The following is a 14,677-nucleotide window of genomic DNA, read 5'->3' on the forward strand; positions in this document are numbered from 1 at the left end:
AAGGTCCTTGCCTGAGTATATTCCTGGGTTATCACATACGGCAGTAAATCAGCCGGCCATTGCCCGGATGAATGCCTTAGGTGGCAGGCGTCTCGGGGTTAGGCTGGTCGCTGCTGTGCTTGCGCTTGTTGCCCATGCGCACGCCGATGTCCATCAGGAATTGGAAGAAGCCTTCCTGATCTTCCAGCACATTGCTCCAGAATGGCGAGTGGTACAGCGCCACGGCGCCATGCACCAACGCCCACGCGGCGCAGTAATGGAAGTAAGGCGGCACGTCTTCCAGCTTGCCTTCGCTGATCCGGCCTTTGATCAGCAGGGTCAGGCGTTCGAAGTTCGAGGCACGGATCTTGTGCAGTTCCTCGACCATTTCCGGCACCTGGTGGCCCTTGACCACTTTTTCTTCCAGGCGGTCAAACAGGCGGTAACGCTGCGGGTCACGCATGCGGAACTCAAAGTACGCCCGGGACAGGGCTTCCTTGTCCTTGTCGACATCGGCCGAATGCAGCAACTCGTTCAAATCGCGCTCGTAGTCGAGCATCAGGCGCAAGTAAATCTCGGCCTTGGACTTGAAGTGCTTATAGATCGTGCCTTTGCCGATACCCACGGCATCCGCAATCATCTCGACGGTGACGCTGTCTTCACCCTGTTCGAGGAACAATTTGAGCGCGGTGTCGAGAATTTCCTGCTCACGGCGGCGAAACTCACGGACCTTACGGGGTTCTTTGTGCATAGAAAGAGGTCTGCAGAGGTCAGTATTGGAAGGGATGAGCGTGCCGATGACGGAACGTTTTACCCGGTGCGAGGGATTATCCCGACTGCACGGTCGTTGGGCAACGTCTATATGAACAACCCATACACTAAACTTACAGCACGCCAACGAATCAGGCGCTATCGGTCAGAAATAAAGCATAGATTCGCACGATGTACTGCCGCCCCATGAGAACTCAAGCGAAGCGGATGTATTCCAAATCTGTTTAAAAAACGACCAGAAGCGGCTGGACTGCACGGGATACTGATCAATACTTCATCTGTCGGTGTGACATCTCCCCCAAGTGACACACCGATATGGGTACCAACGGACCGCGTATCCTTGTTTACTCCTAATGGTCTTAGCCCGGATTCACCCCCCAGAACCCGGGTTTTTTTTGCCTGGGATTCAGCGAACGTGGGCCAGCGGGAACAGACGCTTGAAGTTGGCGGTGGTCTGCTCGGCAAAACGCTCCACCGACTCGCCGCGCAGCATTGCCAGGTAATCCGCCACATCCCGCACATATTCCGGCAGGTTGGGTTTGCCGCGATGGGGGATCGGCGCCAGGTAGGGTGAATCGGTCTCGACCAGCAAGCGATCGGCCGGCACCTGGCGCGCCACGTCCCGCAGGGCCTCGGCGTTGCGGAAGGTGACGATGCCCGACAAGGAAATATAGAACCCCAGGTCGAGGGCCGCCTTGGCCATCTCCCAGTCCTCGGTAAAACAGTGCAACACACCCGCCTGGGGCAGAGCGGCTTCGCGCAGCAAGGCCAGGGTGTCGGCGCGGGCGCCGCGGGTATGCACGATCACCGGCTTGCCGGTCTGCTGCGCCGCTTGCAGGTGCAGGCGGAACGAGGCTTGCTGCAACTCGGCGGCTTCCGGCTCGTAGTGGTAGTCCAGGCCGGTCTCGCCAATAGCCACCACCCGCGGGTGATTGAGTTCGTCCAGCAGCCACTCAAGGGCCGGGGCTTCACCGGGCTTGAGGTCCAGGGGGTGGATGCCCACCGAGCAATCCACATCGGCATAGCGTTCGGCCAGGGCCTTGACGTCGGCGGCGTTCTCGGCGCTGACGCCAATGCACAGGAAGTGCCCGACGCCACGCTGACGCGCAGCGTCGAGGGCAGCGTCCAGGGAGCCGTTGTGGGCGGCGAGGTCGAGGCGATCAAGGTGGCAATGGGAATCTACGAGCATAAGAAGTTACAACTTGCGTCACAGGAAGTGTCTGGCCGACGAAACATCCGTCGGCCCCGAAAATATCAACGTCGACCGAGCAGCCCGACCCACTGCACCAGCAGGGCCTCAAGCAGCAGCACCCGGTTCAGGTTGGCCTTGCCCAGCACCTTCTGGCGTTGGGCGAGGATCCAGTCCTGGATGTTCAATACCTTGTCCTGGGCACTTTTCTGCGCCAGGTATTGCACCACCTTGCGCATGTCCATCAAGCCCAGGCCGTTTTCGTCCTGGGTCAATTGGTAGCGCAGGATCAGGCTGGACCAGTCGCAGAACCAGTCAAACAGCAGCAACAGCGGCACGTCTTTCCAGCCTTCGGCCAACTGCGTGGCAGACTGCTCCTGCTTGAGCAACTTCTTCACCCCGTCGACCACCAGCGCACGCTGCTCGCGTACGCCCTGGGCCTGCAGGCTGACCGCTGCCAAGGGCGAGCCGGCTGCCAGGGTCAGCAATTCGACCCGCTCCTGCTCAGTGCATTCGGGCAAGGCCTGGCCCAGCCACTGCAAGCTCATGGCCTCGCTTGGCAGTGGGCAGGCCTGTTGCACGCAGCGACTGCGGATGGTCGGCAGCAGACGACTGGACTGGTGACTCACCAGCAACAACACCGTATCGCCAGAAGGCTCCTCAAGGCTCTTGAGCAAGGCGTTGGCGGCGTTGATATTCATCGACTCCACCGGCTCGATCAATACCACCTTGCGCCCGCCCATCTGCGCGGTCTGCACCACGAAGCTCACCAGGTCGCGCACCTGGTCGACCTTGATCGCCTTGTCCGCCTCCTCCGGTTCCAGCACGTAGTTGTCCGGATGGCTGCCGGCCTTGAGTAGCAGGCACGACTTACAGTGCCCGCACGCCTCCAGCCCTGCCGGCTGCTGGCAGAGCAGGCGGGCCATCAAGCGCTCGGCCAGGGCACGCTTGCCGATGCCTACCGGCCCATGGAGCAGATAGGCATGGGCGTGCTGGGCACGCCCGGCCAATTGCTGCCAGAGGCTGTCCTGCCACGGATAGGCTTCAGCCACGGTACAGCTCCAACAGTTTGGGGAGCAGCTCATCGATGGCCCGCTGCACCTGTTCCAGGGGCTGAGCGGCATCCAGCAGGCAGTAGCGCGACGGCGCGGCTTCGGCACGCTTGAGATAGGCCGCACGCACCGCCTCGAAAAAGGCTCGGCCTTCCAGCTCGAAACGATCCAGGCGCCCACGGGCGCTGGCCCGGGCCAGGCCGATGTCTACCGGCAGGTCGAAGACCAGGGTCAAGTGCGGGCGCAGGTCGCCTTGGACGAAGGTCTCCAGGGTCGCAATGCGCTCCAGGGACAGGCCGCGGCCAGCGCCCTGATAGGCGTAGGTGGAATCGGTGAAGCGGTCGCAGATCACCACCGCGCCCCGGGCCAGCGCCGGGCGAATCACTTCGGCCAAGTGCTGGGCACGGGCGGCAAACACCAGCAACAGCTCGGTGTCCGGGTGCATGACCTCGTCGCCAGTGGCCAGCAACACCTCACGGATCTTCTCGGCCAGGGGCGTGCCGCCAGGCTCGCGGGTCAGCAGCACCTCGATACCTTCAGCCCGCAAGCGCTCGGCCAGGTATTCACGGTTGGTACTCTTGCCAGCGCCTTCCGGGCCTTCCAGGGTAATAAACAAGCCAGTCACAGGCAGTCCTTAGTCAGAGTCATTGCGGGCTTTGCGCGGGCGCAGCGTCAGGCGCGGCAGGCTCAACGGTGGTCGGCGCGGGTGCCGGGCTGGAGCGGTAATCGGCTCGACGCTTGAGTTGGTACTCGCGCACCGCCGCGTTATGGGCGTCCAGGCTATCGGAAAAAATATGGCTGCCATCGCCCCGGGCCACGAAATACAGGCTGCTGCCCGGTACCGGATTCAACGCGGCATGAATCGCCTCGCGGCCAACCATGGCAATCGGCGTCGGCGGCAGGCCGCTGATCATGTAGGTGTTATAGGGTGTGGCTTCTTTCAGGTGCGCGCGCGTCAACTTGCCGTTGTAGCGCTCGCCCATGCCGTAGATCACCGTGGGATCGGTTTGCAGCAGCATGCCAATCTTCAGGCGCCGCACAAACACCCCGGCAATCTGCCCACGCTCTTCAGGCACGCCGGTTTCCTTCTCGACCAGCGACGCCATGATCAGCGCCTGGTAGGGGTCGGTATAGGGCGCATCCGGGGCACGTCGCTGCCATTCCTGGGCCAGTACGTCGTCCAGGCGGTTATAGGCTTTCTTCAGGAATTCGACATCGGTCATGCCGCGCACGAAACGGTAGGTGTCGGGGAAGAACCGCCCTTCGGGGAACACGTCGGGATGGCCGATTTTTTCCATCACCTCAGTGTCACTCAAGCCCGACAGGGTCTGCTCGATCTTTTCATGCTTGGCCAAGGCACTGCGTACCTGACGGAAGTTCCAGCCCTCCACCAGGGTCAGGCTGTACTGCACCACTTCACCACGCTGCCACAGGCCAATCAGGCCCTGGGCCGTCAGGCCTGGCGTCATGCGGTATTCGCCACTGTGCAGCGGTTGGCCGTCAAGGTTGAAGCGCCAGTAGAGACGCAGCCAAAAGGCATCCTCCAGCACACCGTCACTTTCCAGACGATTGAAAGTGCCCGTAGGGGTCGCGCCAGCAGCTACATCCAGCAATTGCTCCTGGGGCAGATTCAGCGGTTGCTTCAAGGCCGAGTTCAGCTTCCAGGCGGAAAAGCCCAATAGCAAACCCGCCAGGACCAGACCGATCTCCAGCAGCAATACAATTTTACGTCTCAAATCAAACACCCAATAGCGCGCGAACAATGCCTTGCAGTTTACGGGTGAGCGGCCCGGCCGACCAGCTCATTGGCCCACATCCAAGCACCGGCCAAATGCCATATACGCTATTGCAGACAAACACTTCGTCAGCCCGTTGCAGCTGCGCAAGGCTGATATCGGTCACGGTCGTGACGAGCCCCAACGCCTCGGCACGGGCCAACAGCTCGGCCCGCATGACGCCAGCCACACCACAGCGGCTCAGGTCGGCGGTCAGCAACTGGCCGTTATCCACCAGGAACAGGTTGCTGAACACGCCTTCGATGACGCGCCCGGACATATCCAGCATCAATCCTTCCGCGTGATCGGCATCCTGCCACTCGGCGCGAGCCAGGACCTGTTCGAGACGATTGAGGTGTTTGAGGCCGGCGAGCAAGGGTTGCTCGGACAAACGCGTGACACATGGGAACAGGCGGACACCTGATGAACCGTGGGCCGGGGGATAGGTAGCAGGTGGGCTGCCTTGCAGGATACGGCGCACGGGTGCGCCTGCGTTGATGCCATACCCCCGCAGGCTATCGCCTCGGGTCAGGATCAACTTGAGAACGCCGTCACCGAGGGCCGCCGCATAGGCCAGTAACTCGTTGCGGATCAGTGCCTGATCCGCAACGAGCGCCAGGCGCCTGCAACCCTCGTCGAGGCGTTGCAGGTGGCGGTCGAGCAGCACGGGCTGCCCGGCCTTGACCGCGAGGGTTTCAAACAAACCATCGCCGTAGGCCAGGCCGCGATCTTTGAGCGGCACTGCGTCCGCTGGCTGACCGTCGACCCAGCTGCGCATTACTCGGCGAACCGGCGGAACACCAGGGAACCGTTGGTACCGCCAAAGCCGAACGAGTTGGACAGCACCACGTCGATCGGCATTTTCTGCGCCTCGTGAGGTACGAAGTTCAGGTCGCAGCCTTCATCCGGCTCATCCAGGTTGATGGTCGGCGGTGCGACCTGGTCCTTGATCGCCAGCACACTGAAGATCGCCTCAACCGCGCCTGCCGCACCCAGCAGGTGACCGGTCATGGACTTGGTGGAACTGACCGCCAGCTTGTAGGCGTGCTCACCGAACACCGACTTGATGGCCTGCGCTTCCGCCAGATCGCCAGTGGGTGTCGAGGTGCCGTGGGCATTGATGTACTGCACTTGATCGCCATTGATCTTCGCATCGCGCAACGCATTGCTGATGCAGCGCGCAGCGCCTGCGCCGTCGGCGGGTGGCGACGTCATGTGATACGCGTCGCCACTCATGCCAAAACCGATCAACTCGGCATAGATCGTTGCGCCGCGCGCTTTGGCGTGCTCCAGCTCTTCGAGGACCAGGGCACCGGCACCGTCGGACAGTACAAAGCCATCACGGCCCTTGTCCCACGGACGACTGGCGCGGGTTGGCTCGTCATTGCGCGTCGACAGCGCACGGGACGCGCCGAAGCCGCCCATGCCCAGGCCACAGGCGGCCATTTCGGCGCCACCGGCAATCATCACGTCCGCCTCGTCATAGGCGATATTGCGCGCCGCCATGCCGATGCAGTGAGTGCCCGTGGTGCACGCCGTGGAAATGGCGTAGTTAGGCCCCTGGGCACCCAGATGGATGGACAGGAAACCGGAAATCATATTGATGATCGAGCCCGGGACGAAGAACGGTGAAATTCGACGAGGGCCGGATTCGTGCAGCGTGCGGCTGGTTTCTTCGATATTGGTCAAACCGCCAATACCCGAACCCATGGCCACGCCGATGCGCTCACGGTTGGCATCGGTGACTTCCAGGCCTGCATTACGCACTGCCTGAAAACCGGCTGCCAGGCCGTATTGAATGAACAGGTCGAGTTTGCGGGATTCCTTGATCGAGAGATATTCCTCGACATTGAAGCCCTTTACCGAGCCGCCAAAACGGGTGGAATAGGCAGAAAGGTCCGTATGCTCAATCAGACCAATACCACTGTGGCCAGCCAGAATGCCCTGCCAACTGCTCGGCACATCCGTGCCCAGTGGCGACAACATACCCATACCGGTGACTACGACGCGTCTACGCGACACAGCACTCTCCTTTTTCTTGATGACGACACTTTGCATCAAACCTAAAGAAAAAACCGCACGCCGTTATAGCAGTGCGGTTTTTCCCAACAGCAAGCGACGACTACAAATTACTTGTCGTTGTGAGCAGTAACGTAGTCGATAGCAGCTTGAACAGTAGTGATTTTTTCAGCTTCTTCGTCCGGGATTTCGGTCTCGAATTCCTCTTCCAGAGCCATCACCAGCTCAACGGTGTCAAGGGAGTCGGCACCCAGGTCTTCAACGAAGGAAGAAGTGTTTTTCACTTCATCTTCTTTAACGCCCAGTTGCTCGGCAACGATTTTCTTGACGCGCTCTTCGATGGTGCTCATACCTTGTTTTCACTCCTAATGGACAAATTCAGGCAGCTGGCCAGTGGGTAAGTGTATAGAAAGGCTTTTCAGCTTTTCAACTGAAAGCTTCACCCTCGTACCCTACCGACCACCTGTCTATAAATAGATTGCAGCTTTATAACGGATTTTAGACAGCTCGTATGACATTTTTTTGAAGCGATCCGTCACAATTTAACTCATGTACATCCCGCCGTTCACCGGGATTGTAGCCCCAGTCACGTATGCCGCACCGTCAGATGCCAGGAAAGAGACCACATTGGCGATCTCTTGAGCCTGGCCCAGACGACCCAGCGGAATTTGCGTCAGCAACGCTTCACGCTGCGCTTCTGGCAGTTCGCGGGTCATATCGGTGTCGATGAACCCTGGAGCCACCGAGTTGACCGTAATCGACCGCGAGCCGACTTCACGCGCCAGGGCACGGCTGAAACCTTCCAGGCCGGCCTTGGCAGAGGCGTAGTTTACTTGGCCTGCGTTGCCCATGGCACCCACTACGGAGCCAATATTGATAATTCGCCCCCAACGCGCCTTGGTCATGCCGCGCAAAACACCCTTGGACAGGCGAAACAGACTGTTCAGGTTGGTATCGACCACGTCGTACCACTCGTCGTCTTTCATGCGCATCATCAGGTTGTCACGGGTGATACCGGCGTTGTTCACCAGAATAGCCGGCGTACCGAATTGTGCGGTGATCTCGGCAAGCACGGCAGCCACGGACTCATCGCTGGTCACGTTGAGTTCCAGGCCGGTGCCCTGCACGCCGTTTTCCTTGAGGGTCGCGGCGATACGCTCGGCGCCCGAGGCGGAGGTGGCAGTACCAATCACTACCGCGCCCTGACGGCCCAGTTCCAGGGCAATCGCCTGGCCAATGCCACGGCTTGCGCCGGTAACCAGTGCAACTTTACCTTGCAGACTCATGCAGGCTTCTCCTTAGTTCAGGCCAGTGCGGCGCGGGCGGCTGCGAAGCCATCCGGGGTATTGAGATTGGAAGTCGACACGCCTTCGGCGCAGCGCTTGTTGAGACCGGCCAGGACTTTGCCCGGGCCACACTCAACCAGTTGGGTCGCGCCCTTGGCAGCCAGGGTCTGCACGGATTCAACCCAGCGCACCGGCTTGTACAGTTGCTCCAGCAGGTCGCGCTTGAGGGTTTCCAGGTCCGGGGCCACGTCGGCGCTGACGTTTTGCACCAGCGGGACCTGCGGTGCCTGCCAGTTGATGGCGGCGACGGACTCGGCAAAACGCTCGGCCGCCGGGCGCATCAGTTCGCAGTGGGACGGTACGCTGACCGGCAGCGGCAAGGCACGCTTGGCCCCACGGGCCTTGCAGCCTTCGATGGCACGCTCAACTGCAGCCTTGGCACCGGCGATCACCACCTGGCCAGGGGAGTTGAAGTTGACCGCGCTGACCACTTCGCCCTGGGCCGCTTCGGCACAGGCTTCGATCACCACCGCGTCGTCCAGGCCCAGGATCGCGGCCATGCCGCCCTGCCCGGCCGGAACCGCCTCTTGCATCAGTTGGCCACGGCGCTCTACCAGCTTGACCGCTTCAGCCAGGGTCAGACTGCCTGCCGCAACCAGGGCGCTGTACTCGCCCAGGCTGTGACCGGCAACAAAAGCCGGGCGTGCGCCGCCTTCGGCCAGCCAAACGCGCCACAGCGCGATGGACGCCGTCAGGATGGCCGGCTGGGTTTTATCGGTTTGATTGAGCAGTTCTTCCGGACCGTCCTGGGTCAATGCCCAGAGGTCGTAGCCCAAGGCCGCGGAAGCTTCCTTGAATGTTTCCAGGATCAGCGGGTATTGCGCGCCCAGCTCGGCCAACATGCCGAGGGACTGCGAACCCTGCCCTGGAAAGACGAATGCGAGGGATGTAGACATGTAACAAGCCCCTAATGATCTGGTCGTCGGTGAATTGACGCCCCACAGCTGGGAGCGCAAGAAACTGACAGATTGGATGGTCAATTGAACTGGCCGGTCACATTTAAGCATTCCCGGCCCGATTCGCCTAAGGCAACAGATCCTCAAGACGGCCATGCAAGCGTTGCGGCAGGTTCTCCTGGATCTCGATCAGCGCGCGCGCAATAGCACTCTGAAAGCCCTGGACACCTGCAGAACCGTGGCTTTTTACCACAATACCCTGCAGACCGAGGAAGCTTGCGCCGTTATGCCGCGCCGGGGCCAGGTCCGCCTGCAAGCGCCGCATCAACGGCAACGCCAAGGCACCCACCAGCCGCGAAGCCAGATTGCGCTTGAACAACGCCTCGATCCGCGCAGCAATCATCGTAGCCAGGCCTTCGCTGGACTTAAGCAGGATATTTCCGACAAACCCGTCACAAACCACCACATCGGCCTCGCCACGATATAACCCATCGCCTTCGACAAACCCGATGTAATTCAAGCCCCGCGCCTGCTGCAACAGGCTAGCGGCCAACTTGACCTGCTGGTTGCCCTTGATGTCCTCGGTGCCGATGTTCAGCAAGGCCACCCGTGGCCGCACCACACCCAGCGCCTCGGCCGCGACCGAGCCCATCAGGGCAAAGTGCAGCAGGTGCTCGGCGCTGCAATCGACATTTGCCCCCAGGTCCAGCAACTGGCAATAGCCACCCTGTGTCGGAATCGCCGCGACCATCGCCGGCCGATCAATACCCGGCAGGGTTTTCAGCACATGCCGCGACAGCGCCATCAAGGCCCCGGTATTGCCAGCGCTGACACAGGCCTGGACCTTGCCATCGCGCAGCAACTCAAGCGCCACGCGCATTGACGAATCAGGTTTGCCACGCAGGGCCTGGGCCGGCTTTTCATCCATGCCGATGGTTTCGCTGGCCGGCATTATTGTCAGGCGCGCGCGATCCACAGCCGGATGACTGGCAATCAGTTCTTCAAGAAGGGAAGGTTGACCGACGAGGGTCAGGTGCAGCGAGGGCGTAGCAGACAGGCTGGCAATGCATGCCTGGACAATGCTGCGGGGACCGAAGTCCCCGCCCATTGCGTCAATCGCGATGACTTGAGCAGACAAGTGATTACTCGTCAGCGCCCTTGTCGATCACTTTACGGCCACGGTATACGCCTTCTGGCGATACGTGGTGACGCAGGTGAACTTCACCAGTGGTTTTTTCTACAGACAGAGTGCTTGCCGTCAGGGCATCGTGCGAACGACGCATGTCACGGGCAGAGCGGGATTTTTTGTTCTGCTGAACAGCCATAATTGATTAACTCCTAAACGTTTGGGTCACGCTTTAACTGCGCCAATACACTGAACGGGTTGGACCGCGTTACCTCGTCCTCGCTCGGTTCGGACTCGTCATCGAGCCCCGCCGGCTGCTGGCATTCTTCCGGATGATGAGCAGGCACAATGGGCAAGGCGAGCAGAAGCTCCTCCTCGATCAGTGCATGCAGATCCAAAGGATCTTCGCCCAGTTCCAGCACGTCATAACCTTTCGGCAACGACTGGGTATTCGCACCCTCTTTCACCACAGCATAACTGCATTCGCTGTGGATCGGCAGGGTGACCAGCTCAAGACAACGCTGGCAAACCATTTTGACCTCGGTGTCGATAAAGCTGTGGATTACCACAGATTTACGTTCATCTCGCTCAAAAACGAATTTAGCCTGCACCGTACCGACAGTGTCGGAAAGCGGGTCGCAGAGTCTCTCCAAATCGGCCAGCAACACTTCACCTTGGAGGGTGGTGCCACGATCAGCCAATTTGCGCGGGTCAACGTGAGGTGGAATCGGGTCATTCAACATAGGCGCAGCATTATAGGGATGCACCCGCCCATGTCAAAGGAAATTCAGCCCTGTGCGCCAGACTGTCCGCTCGCTAGAATCCGCGACTGCCTTGAGGAGAGCCACATGTTGCCTTTATTACTCGCTTCCAGCTCGGTTTATCGCCGGGAACTGCTGAACCGCCTGCATCTGCCGTTCATCTGCAGCTCTCCGGATATCGACGAAAGCCATCGCATAAATGAGTCCGCGATCGACCTGGTCAAGCGCCTGGCCGAAGAGAAAGCCCGCGCCCTGGCCGGCAGCCATCCAGGGCACCTGATCATCGGTTCGGACCAGGTGGCGACCCTGGACGGCCAGATCATCGGCAAGCCCCACACCTTTGAAAGGGCCCGCGAGCAATTGCTGGCGGCCAGCGGCAGACAGGTCAGCTTCCTGACCGGCCTGGCCCTGCTCAATAGCGACACCGGGCACTGCCAGGTGGACTGCATCCCCTTCACCGTCACAATGCGCCAATTGGCACCGGCACAGATCGAGCGCTACCTGCGGATCGAGCAACCCTACGATTGCGCTGGCAGCTTCAAGGCCGAGGGACTGGGGGTGAGCCTGTTTCAGAGCACCGCAGGGCCAGACGCCACCAGCCTCATCGGCCTACCGCTGATCCGCCTGGTGGATATGTTGCTGGCCGAAGGCGTGCAAATCCCCTGAGAGCCCCACAAAAAACAATGTGGGAGCCGGGCTTGCCCGCGATGACGGCCTGTCAGCAACCCATTGGTTGGCTGACCCACCGCAATCGCGGGCAAGCCCGCTCCCACATTTTGAGCTATGCCAATCGCGAGATCAGCGCAAGGCCGGCCCCTGGAAGCCCATGTACAGCGCCAGTTTCTCCGCCACACTGGCCCCCAGCTTCTTGGAGAAACGGTCGAACGGCGATTCCTGGACGGTAAAGTCCACCAACTCCTTCTCGCCAATCACATCCCGTGCTACTGAACTGGCACTGCCCAGACCATCAATCAAGCCCAGCGGCAATGCCTGCTCACCCGACCAGATCAGGCCCGAGAACAACTCCGGATGTTCTTTATCCTTGAGCCGCTCACCGCGCCCCTGCTTGACGCTGGCAATGAACTGGCGATGAGTGGTGTCGAGCACGCTCTGCCAGAACTGGGTTTCGTCAGCCTTTTGCGGCTGGAACGGGTCAAGGAACGACTTGTGCTCCCCGGAGGTGTAGGTACGACGCTCAACCCCCAGCTTCTCCATTGCCCCGACAAAACCGTAGCCGGCCGCCGTCACGCCAATCGAACCCACCAGACTGGCCTTGTCGGCGTAGATCTGGTCGGCGGCGCTGGCGATGTAATAGGCACCCGAGGCGCCCAGGTCAGAGATTACCGCGTACAGCTTGGTCTCTGGATGCAAGGCACGCAGCCGGCGAATCTCGTCATAGACGTAACCCGACTGCACCGGACTGCCGCCAGGGCTATTGATGCGCAACACCACGCCCTTGACCTTGGGATCCTCGAAAGCCGTGCGCAAGCTGCTGACGATATTGTCGGCACTGGCCGACTCCTTGTCGGCAATCACCCCGCTCACCTCGATCAACGCGGTATAGCTACCACTGCGGGCGGCGCTTTTTTCCATATCGACCAAAGGACTGAACAACACCAGCATGCCAATCAGGTAGGTGAAGGTCAGGAGTTTGAAGAAGATCCCCCAGCGCCGGGCGCGGCGCTGTTCCTGGACGCCCGCCAGAAGGGTCTTTTCCAACAACTTCCAGCTTTTATCATCGCCATTGTCAGCACCGGACTTGGTCGGTGCCTTCCACTCATCGGTCATGCCATCTACCCCAGCAAAAACTTAATGGGCCTGGTTGAGCCAGGCGTGCAATTGCGAAAACCGATCAATCGTCAGTCGCGGCTCGTAAGCCTGCAAGGCTTCGGGGGACTGGGCGCCGTAGCTGACGGCGACACTGTCCATGCCGGCATTGCGCGCCATCAACAGATCGAACGAAGCATCGCCGACCATCAACGACTCACGGGCAGACACGCCGCAATGGGCCATGATCTGCTCCAGCATCAATGGATGGGGCTTGCTCGCGGTTTCATCGGCAGCGCGGGTGACGTCGAAATAGTCCTCCCAACCATTGGCCTTGAGCACCCGATCCAGGCCACGCCGGGCTTTGCCGGTGGCCACGGCCAGGTGATAGCCCTGCTCACGCAATGCCGCCAACGACTGCACCACCCCTTCAAACAAAGGCGAAGGCTCGGACTCCAGGGCAATGTAGTGATCGGCGTAATGCTCGCGAAACGCTACCAACTCACTGTCAGCGATCTGCGGGTACAAGGTGCGAATGGCTTCGGGCAATCCCAGGCCAATAATGCCCTTGACCGCCAGATCACTGCACAGCTCGAAGCCGGAACGGGTCGAGGCCACGTGCATGGACTCGACAATCCGACCAATGGAATCGCACAGGGTGCCATCCCAGTCAAAAATCAGCAGCTTGTAGTCAGGGCGCGACACTCAGGCGCTCCACGGTCTTGGCCCACATCTCATCCACAGGGGCCTGCAATTTCAATTCGCCACCATCGGGCAATGGCACCGTCAGCATGTAGGCATGCAGGAACAGGCGTTTGCCGCCAAGGTCACGAATCTCCTTGGAGAAACCCTCGTCGCCGTACTTGGTATCGCCCGCAATACAGTGACCAGCATGCAGGGTATGCACACGAATCTGGTGGGTACGCCCGGTCACCGGCTTGGCCTCGACCATGGTTGCGAAGTCACCGAAGCGCCGCAGCACCTTGAACAGGGTCAGCGCCTCCTTGCCCTCCTCGTCTACCTCGACCATGCGCTCGCCGGAGCGCAGGTTGCTCTTCTGCAACGGTGCCCGCACGCTCTTGATCGAGGACGCCCAGTTGCCACGCACCAGGGCCATATAGCGCTTGTCCACGCCATCGCCGCGCAGGGCGGTATGCAGGTGACGCAACATGCTGCGCTTCTTGGCAATCATCAACAGGCCGGAGGTGTCGCGGTCCAGGCGATGGACCAGTTCCAGCTCCTTGGCATCCGGACGCAACTGACGAAAGGCTTCGATCACCCCGAAATTCAGGCCGCTACCGCCGTGCACCGCAATGCCGCACGGCTTGTTGATCACGATCAGCTTGTTGTCTTCGAAGACAATCGACGCTTCAAGGCGCTGCAACAGGCCCTGGGCCAGCGGCACAGGCTCGTCACGCTCAGGCACGCGAACCGGCGGCACCCGGACGATATCGCCCGCCTGCAGCTTGTACTCAGGCTTGATCCGGCCCTTGTTCACCCGCACTTCGCCTTTACGCAAAATGCGATAAATCAAGGTCTTGGGCACGCCCTTGAGCCTGGCCAGAAGAAAATTGTCGATGCGTTGGCCGGCATATTCCGGCGAGACCTCAAGCAGCTGGACGCTGGGGGTCGGGGGGGTGGTAGTCGTCATGTCGGGAATGATAACAATTTTTTATGGAATTGAAGCACTTAATCATTGCTGCTATAGTCGCGAACGCCGCCAAAAGCGGCCTGGACAGAGGACTCGCGGCAAACTGCCGCCCCTGACCATCGCAATTCATCAGGACGCGAGGCCGTCCTACGGGGCTCTTGCCACACTGGAAGGCTCAAGATTGTAACAAGCGCAGGTGACATGAGGCCTGAAGCGAGTGCAAGAAACAGAGTGATTACTCGTCTCTTGCGCCGATATTTACGGCCAGTTCACAAAGTGCAGTCAGTCTTGTACCAGACCACGGCGAATGCTTCGGAAACAACGCCTGTTATTAGCCATGAGCGT

At 60.3% G+C, this 14,677-nt stretch carries 17 protein-coding genes; 1 reads left to right on the forward strand and 16 read right to left on the reverse strand.

Features of this window, described 5'->3' with window-relative positions:
- Positions 1–76 precede the first annotated feature (76 nt).
- From HU773_RS20405 to HU773_RS20465, 13 genes are all read right to left on the reverse strand, one after another.
- Complete coding sequence (locus tag HU773_RS20405; RefSeq protein WP_057439597.1) at positions 77–730, reverse strand: TetR/AcrR family transcriptional regulator; 654 nt, start codon at positions 728–730, stop codon at positions 77–79.
- Positions 731–1,156: 426 nt separating this feature from the next.
- Complete coding sequence (locus HU773_RS20410) at positions 1,157–1,939, reverse strand: TatD family hydrolase (RefSeq protein WP_120733904.1); 783 nt, start codon at positions 1,937–1,939, stop codon at positions 1,157–1,159.
- 65 nt (positions 1,940–2,004) lie between these two features.
- Positions 2,005–2,991, reverse strand: coding sequence for a DNA polymerase III subunit delta' (locus HU773_RS20415; protein WP_057439598.1), 987 nt, complete (start codon positions 2,989–2,991; stop codon positions 2,005–2,007).
- Complete coding sequence (gene tmk / locus HU773_RS20420; protein ID WP_057960391.1) at positions 2,984–3,616, reverse strand: dTMP kinase; 633 nt, start codon at positions 3,614–3,616, stop codon at positions 2,984–2,986. The genes HU773_RS20415 and tmk overlap by 8 nt, the downstream gene beginning before the upstream one ends.
- Before the next feature lie 19 nt (positions 3,617–3,635).
- Positions 3,636–4,727, reverse strand: coding sequence for an endolytic transglycosylase MltG (mltG, locus tag HU773_RS20425; RefSeq protein WP_057960418.1), 1,092 nt, complete (start codon positions 4,725–4,727; stop codon positions 3,636–3,638).
- A 1-nt stretch (position 4,728) separates the two neighbouring features.
- Positions 4,729–5,544 carry an aminodeoxychorismate lyase gene (gene pabC, locus HU773_RS20430; protein WP_057960392.1) on the reverse strand — a complete coding sequence of 272 codons (816 nt, stop codon included), beginning with the start codon at positions 5,542–5,544 and terminating at the stop codon, positions 4,729–4,731.
- Positions 5,544–6,788, reverse strand: coding sequence for a beta-ketoacyl-ACP synthase II (gene fabF, locus HU773_RS20435; protein WP_057960393.1), 1,245 nt, complete (start codon positions 6,786–6,788; stop codon positions 5,544–5,546). The genes pabC and fabF overlap by 1 nt, the downstream gene beginning before the upstream one ends.
- 107 nt (positions 6,789–6,895) lie before the next feature.
- Positions 6,896–7,135, reverse strand: a complete 240-nt coding sequence (acpP, locus tag HU773_RS20440) for an acyl carrier protein (protein WP_057439601.1) — start codon at positions 7,133–7,135, stop codon at positions 6,896–6,898.
- Between the two features lie 192 nt (positions 7,136–7,327).
- Positions 7,328–8,071 carry a 3-oxoacyl-ACP reductase FabG gene (gene fabG, locus HU773_RS20445; protein WP_057439602.1) on the reverse strand — a complete coding sequence of 248 codons (744 nt, stop codon included), beginning with the start codon at positions 8,069–8,071 and terminating at the stop codon, positions 7,328–7,330.
- A gap of 17 nt (positions 8,072–8,088) precedes the next feature.
- Positions 8,089–9,027 (reverse strand): ACP S-malonyltransferase, encoded by a 939-nt coding sequence (fabD, locus tag HU773_RS20450; protein ID WP_186625660.1) that lies wholly within the window; start codon positions 9,025–9,027, stop codon positions 8,089–8,091.
- Positions 9,028–9,154: 127 nt separating this feature from the next.
- Positions 9,155–10,165, reverse strand: coding sequence for a phosphate acyltransferase PlsX (gene plsX, locus HU773_RS20455; protein WP_081044296.1), 1,011 nt, complete (start codon positions 10,163–10,165; stop codon positions 9,155–9,157).
- A 4-nt stretch (positions 10,166–10,169) separates the two neighbouring features.
- On the reverse strand, positions 10,170–10,352 hold the full coding sequence (gene rpmF / locus HU773_RS20460; protein ID WP_004371305.1) for a 50S ribosomal protein L32: 183 nt from the start codon (positions 10,350–10,352) through the stop codon (positions 10,170–10,172).
- A 13-nt stretch (positions 10,353–10,365) separates the two neighbouring features.
- Positions 10,366–10,896 (reverse strand): YceD family protein, encoded by a 531-nt coding sequence (locus tag HU773_RS20465; RefSeq protein ID WP_057960396.1) that lies wholly within the window; start codon positions 10,894–10,896, stop codon positions 10,366–10,368.
- Between the two features lie 105 nt (positions 10,897–11,001).
- Here HU773_RS20465 and HU773_RS20470 point away from each other — a divergent pair, with 105 nt between their 5' ends.
- Positions 11,002–11,580 carry a Maf family protein gene (locus tag HU773_RS20470; RefSeq protein WP_057960397.1) on the forward strand — a complete coding sequence of 193 codons (579 nt, stop codon included), beginning with the start codon at positions 11,002–11,004 and terminating at the stop codon, positions 11,578–11,580.
- Between the two features lie 132 nt (positions 11,581–11,712).
- On the opposite strand, the gene sppA is transcribed toward HU773_RS20470, so the two are convergent.
- The 3 genes from sppA to rluC are packed head-to-tail and all read right to left on the reverse strand — an operon-like array spanning position 11,713 to position 14,332.
- Positions 11,713–12,702, reverse strand: a complete 990-nt coding sequence (gene sppA / locus HU773_RS20475) for a signal peptide peptidase SppA (RefSeq protein ID WP_057439606.1) — start codon at positions 12,700–12,702, stop codon at positions 11,713–11,715.
- Between the two features lie 21 nt (positions 12,703–12,723).
- Positions 12,724–13,386, reverse strand: coding sequence for an HAD-IIIA family hydrolase (locus HU773_RS20480; protein WP_057439607.1), 663 nt, complete (start codon positions 13,384–13,386; stop codon positions 12,724–12,726).
- Positions 13,373–14,332 (reverse strand): 23S rRNA pseudouridine(955/2504/2580) synthase RluC, encoded by a 960-nt coding sequence (gene rluC, locus HU773_RS20485; protein WP_005790558.1) that lies wholly within the window; start codon positions 14,330–14,332, stop codon positions 13,373–13,375. The genes HU773_RS20480 and rluC overlap by 14 nt, the downstream gene beginning before the upstream one ends.
- Between the last annotated feature and the right edge of the window lie 345 nt (positions 14,333–14,677).

This window comes from Pseudomonas shahriarae (assembly GCF_014268455.2).
Taxonomy (GTDB): Bacteria; Pseudomonadota; Gammaproteobacteria; order Pseudomonadales; family Pseudomonadaceae; genus Aquipseudomonas; species Aquipseudomonas shahriarae.

Excerpts from the sequence above, each read along its gene's own strand:
- HU773_RS20405 (WP_057439597.1), bottom strand. The coding sequence starts at position 730 with ATGCACAAAGAACCCCGTAAGGTCCGTGAGTTTCGCCGCCGTGAGCAG.
- HU773_RS20410 (WP_120733904.1), bottom strand. The coding sequence starts at position 1,939 with ATGCTCGTAGATTCCCATTGCCACCTTGATCGCCTCGACCTCGCCGCC.
- pabC (WP_057960392.1), bottom strand. The coding sequence starts at position 5,544 with ATGCGCAGCTGGGTCGACGGTCAGCCAGCGGACGCAGTGCCGCTCAAA.
- acpP (WP_057439601.1), bottom strand. The coding sequence starts at position 7,135 with ATGAGCACCATCGAAGAGCGCGTCAAGAAAATCGTTGCCGAGCAACTG.
- fabG (WP_057439602.1), bottom strand. The coding sequence starts at position 8,071 with ATGAGTCTGCAAGGTAAAGTTGCACTGGTTACCGGCGCAAGCCGTGGC.
- fabD (WP_186625660.1), bottom strand. The coding sequence starts at position 9,027 with ATGTCTACATCCCTCGCATTCGTCTTTCCAGGGCAGGGTTCGCAGTCC.
- rpmF (WP_004371305.1), bottom strand. The coding sequence starts at position 10,352 with ATGGCTGTTCAGCAGAACAAAAAATCCCGCTCTGCCCGTGACATGCGT.
- HU773_RS20465 (WP_057960396.1), bottom strand. The coding sequence starts at position 10,896 with ATGTTGAATGACCCGATTCCACCTCACGTTGACCCGCGCAAATTGGCT.
- HU773_RS20470 (WP_057960397.1), top strand. The coding sequence starts at position 11,002 with ATGTTGCCTTTATTACTCGCTTCCAGCTCGGTTTATCGCCGGGAACTG.
- sppA (WP_057439606.1), bottom strand. The coding sequence starts at position 12,702 with ATGACCGATGAGTGGAAGGCACCGACCAAGTCCGGTGCTGACAATGGC.
- rluC (WP_005790558.1), bottom strand. The coding sequence starts at position 14,332 with ATGACGACTACCACCCCCCCGACCCCCAGCGTCCAGCTGCTTGAGGTC.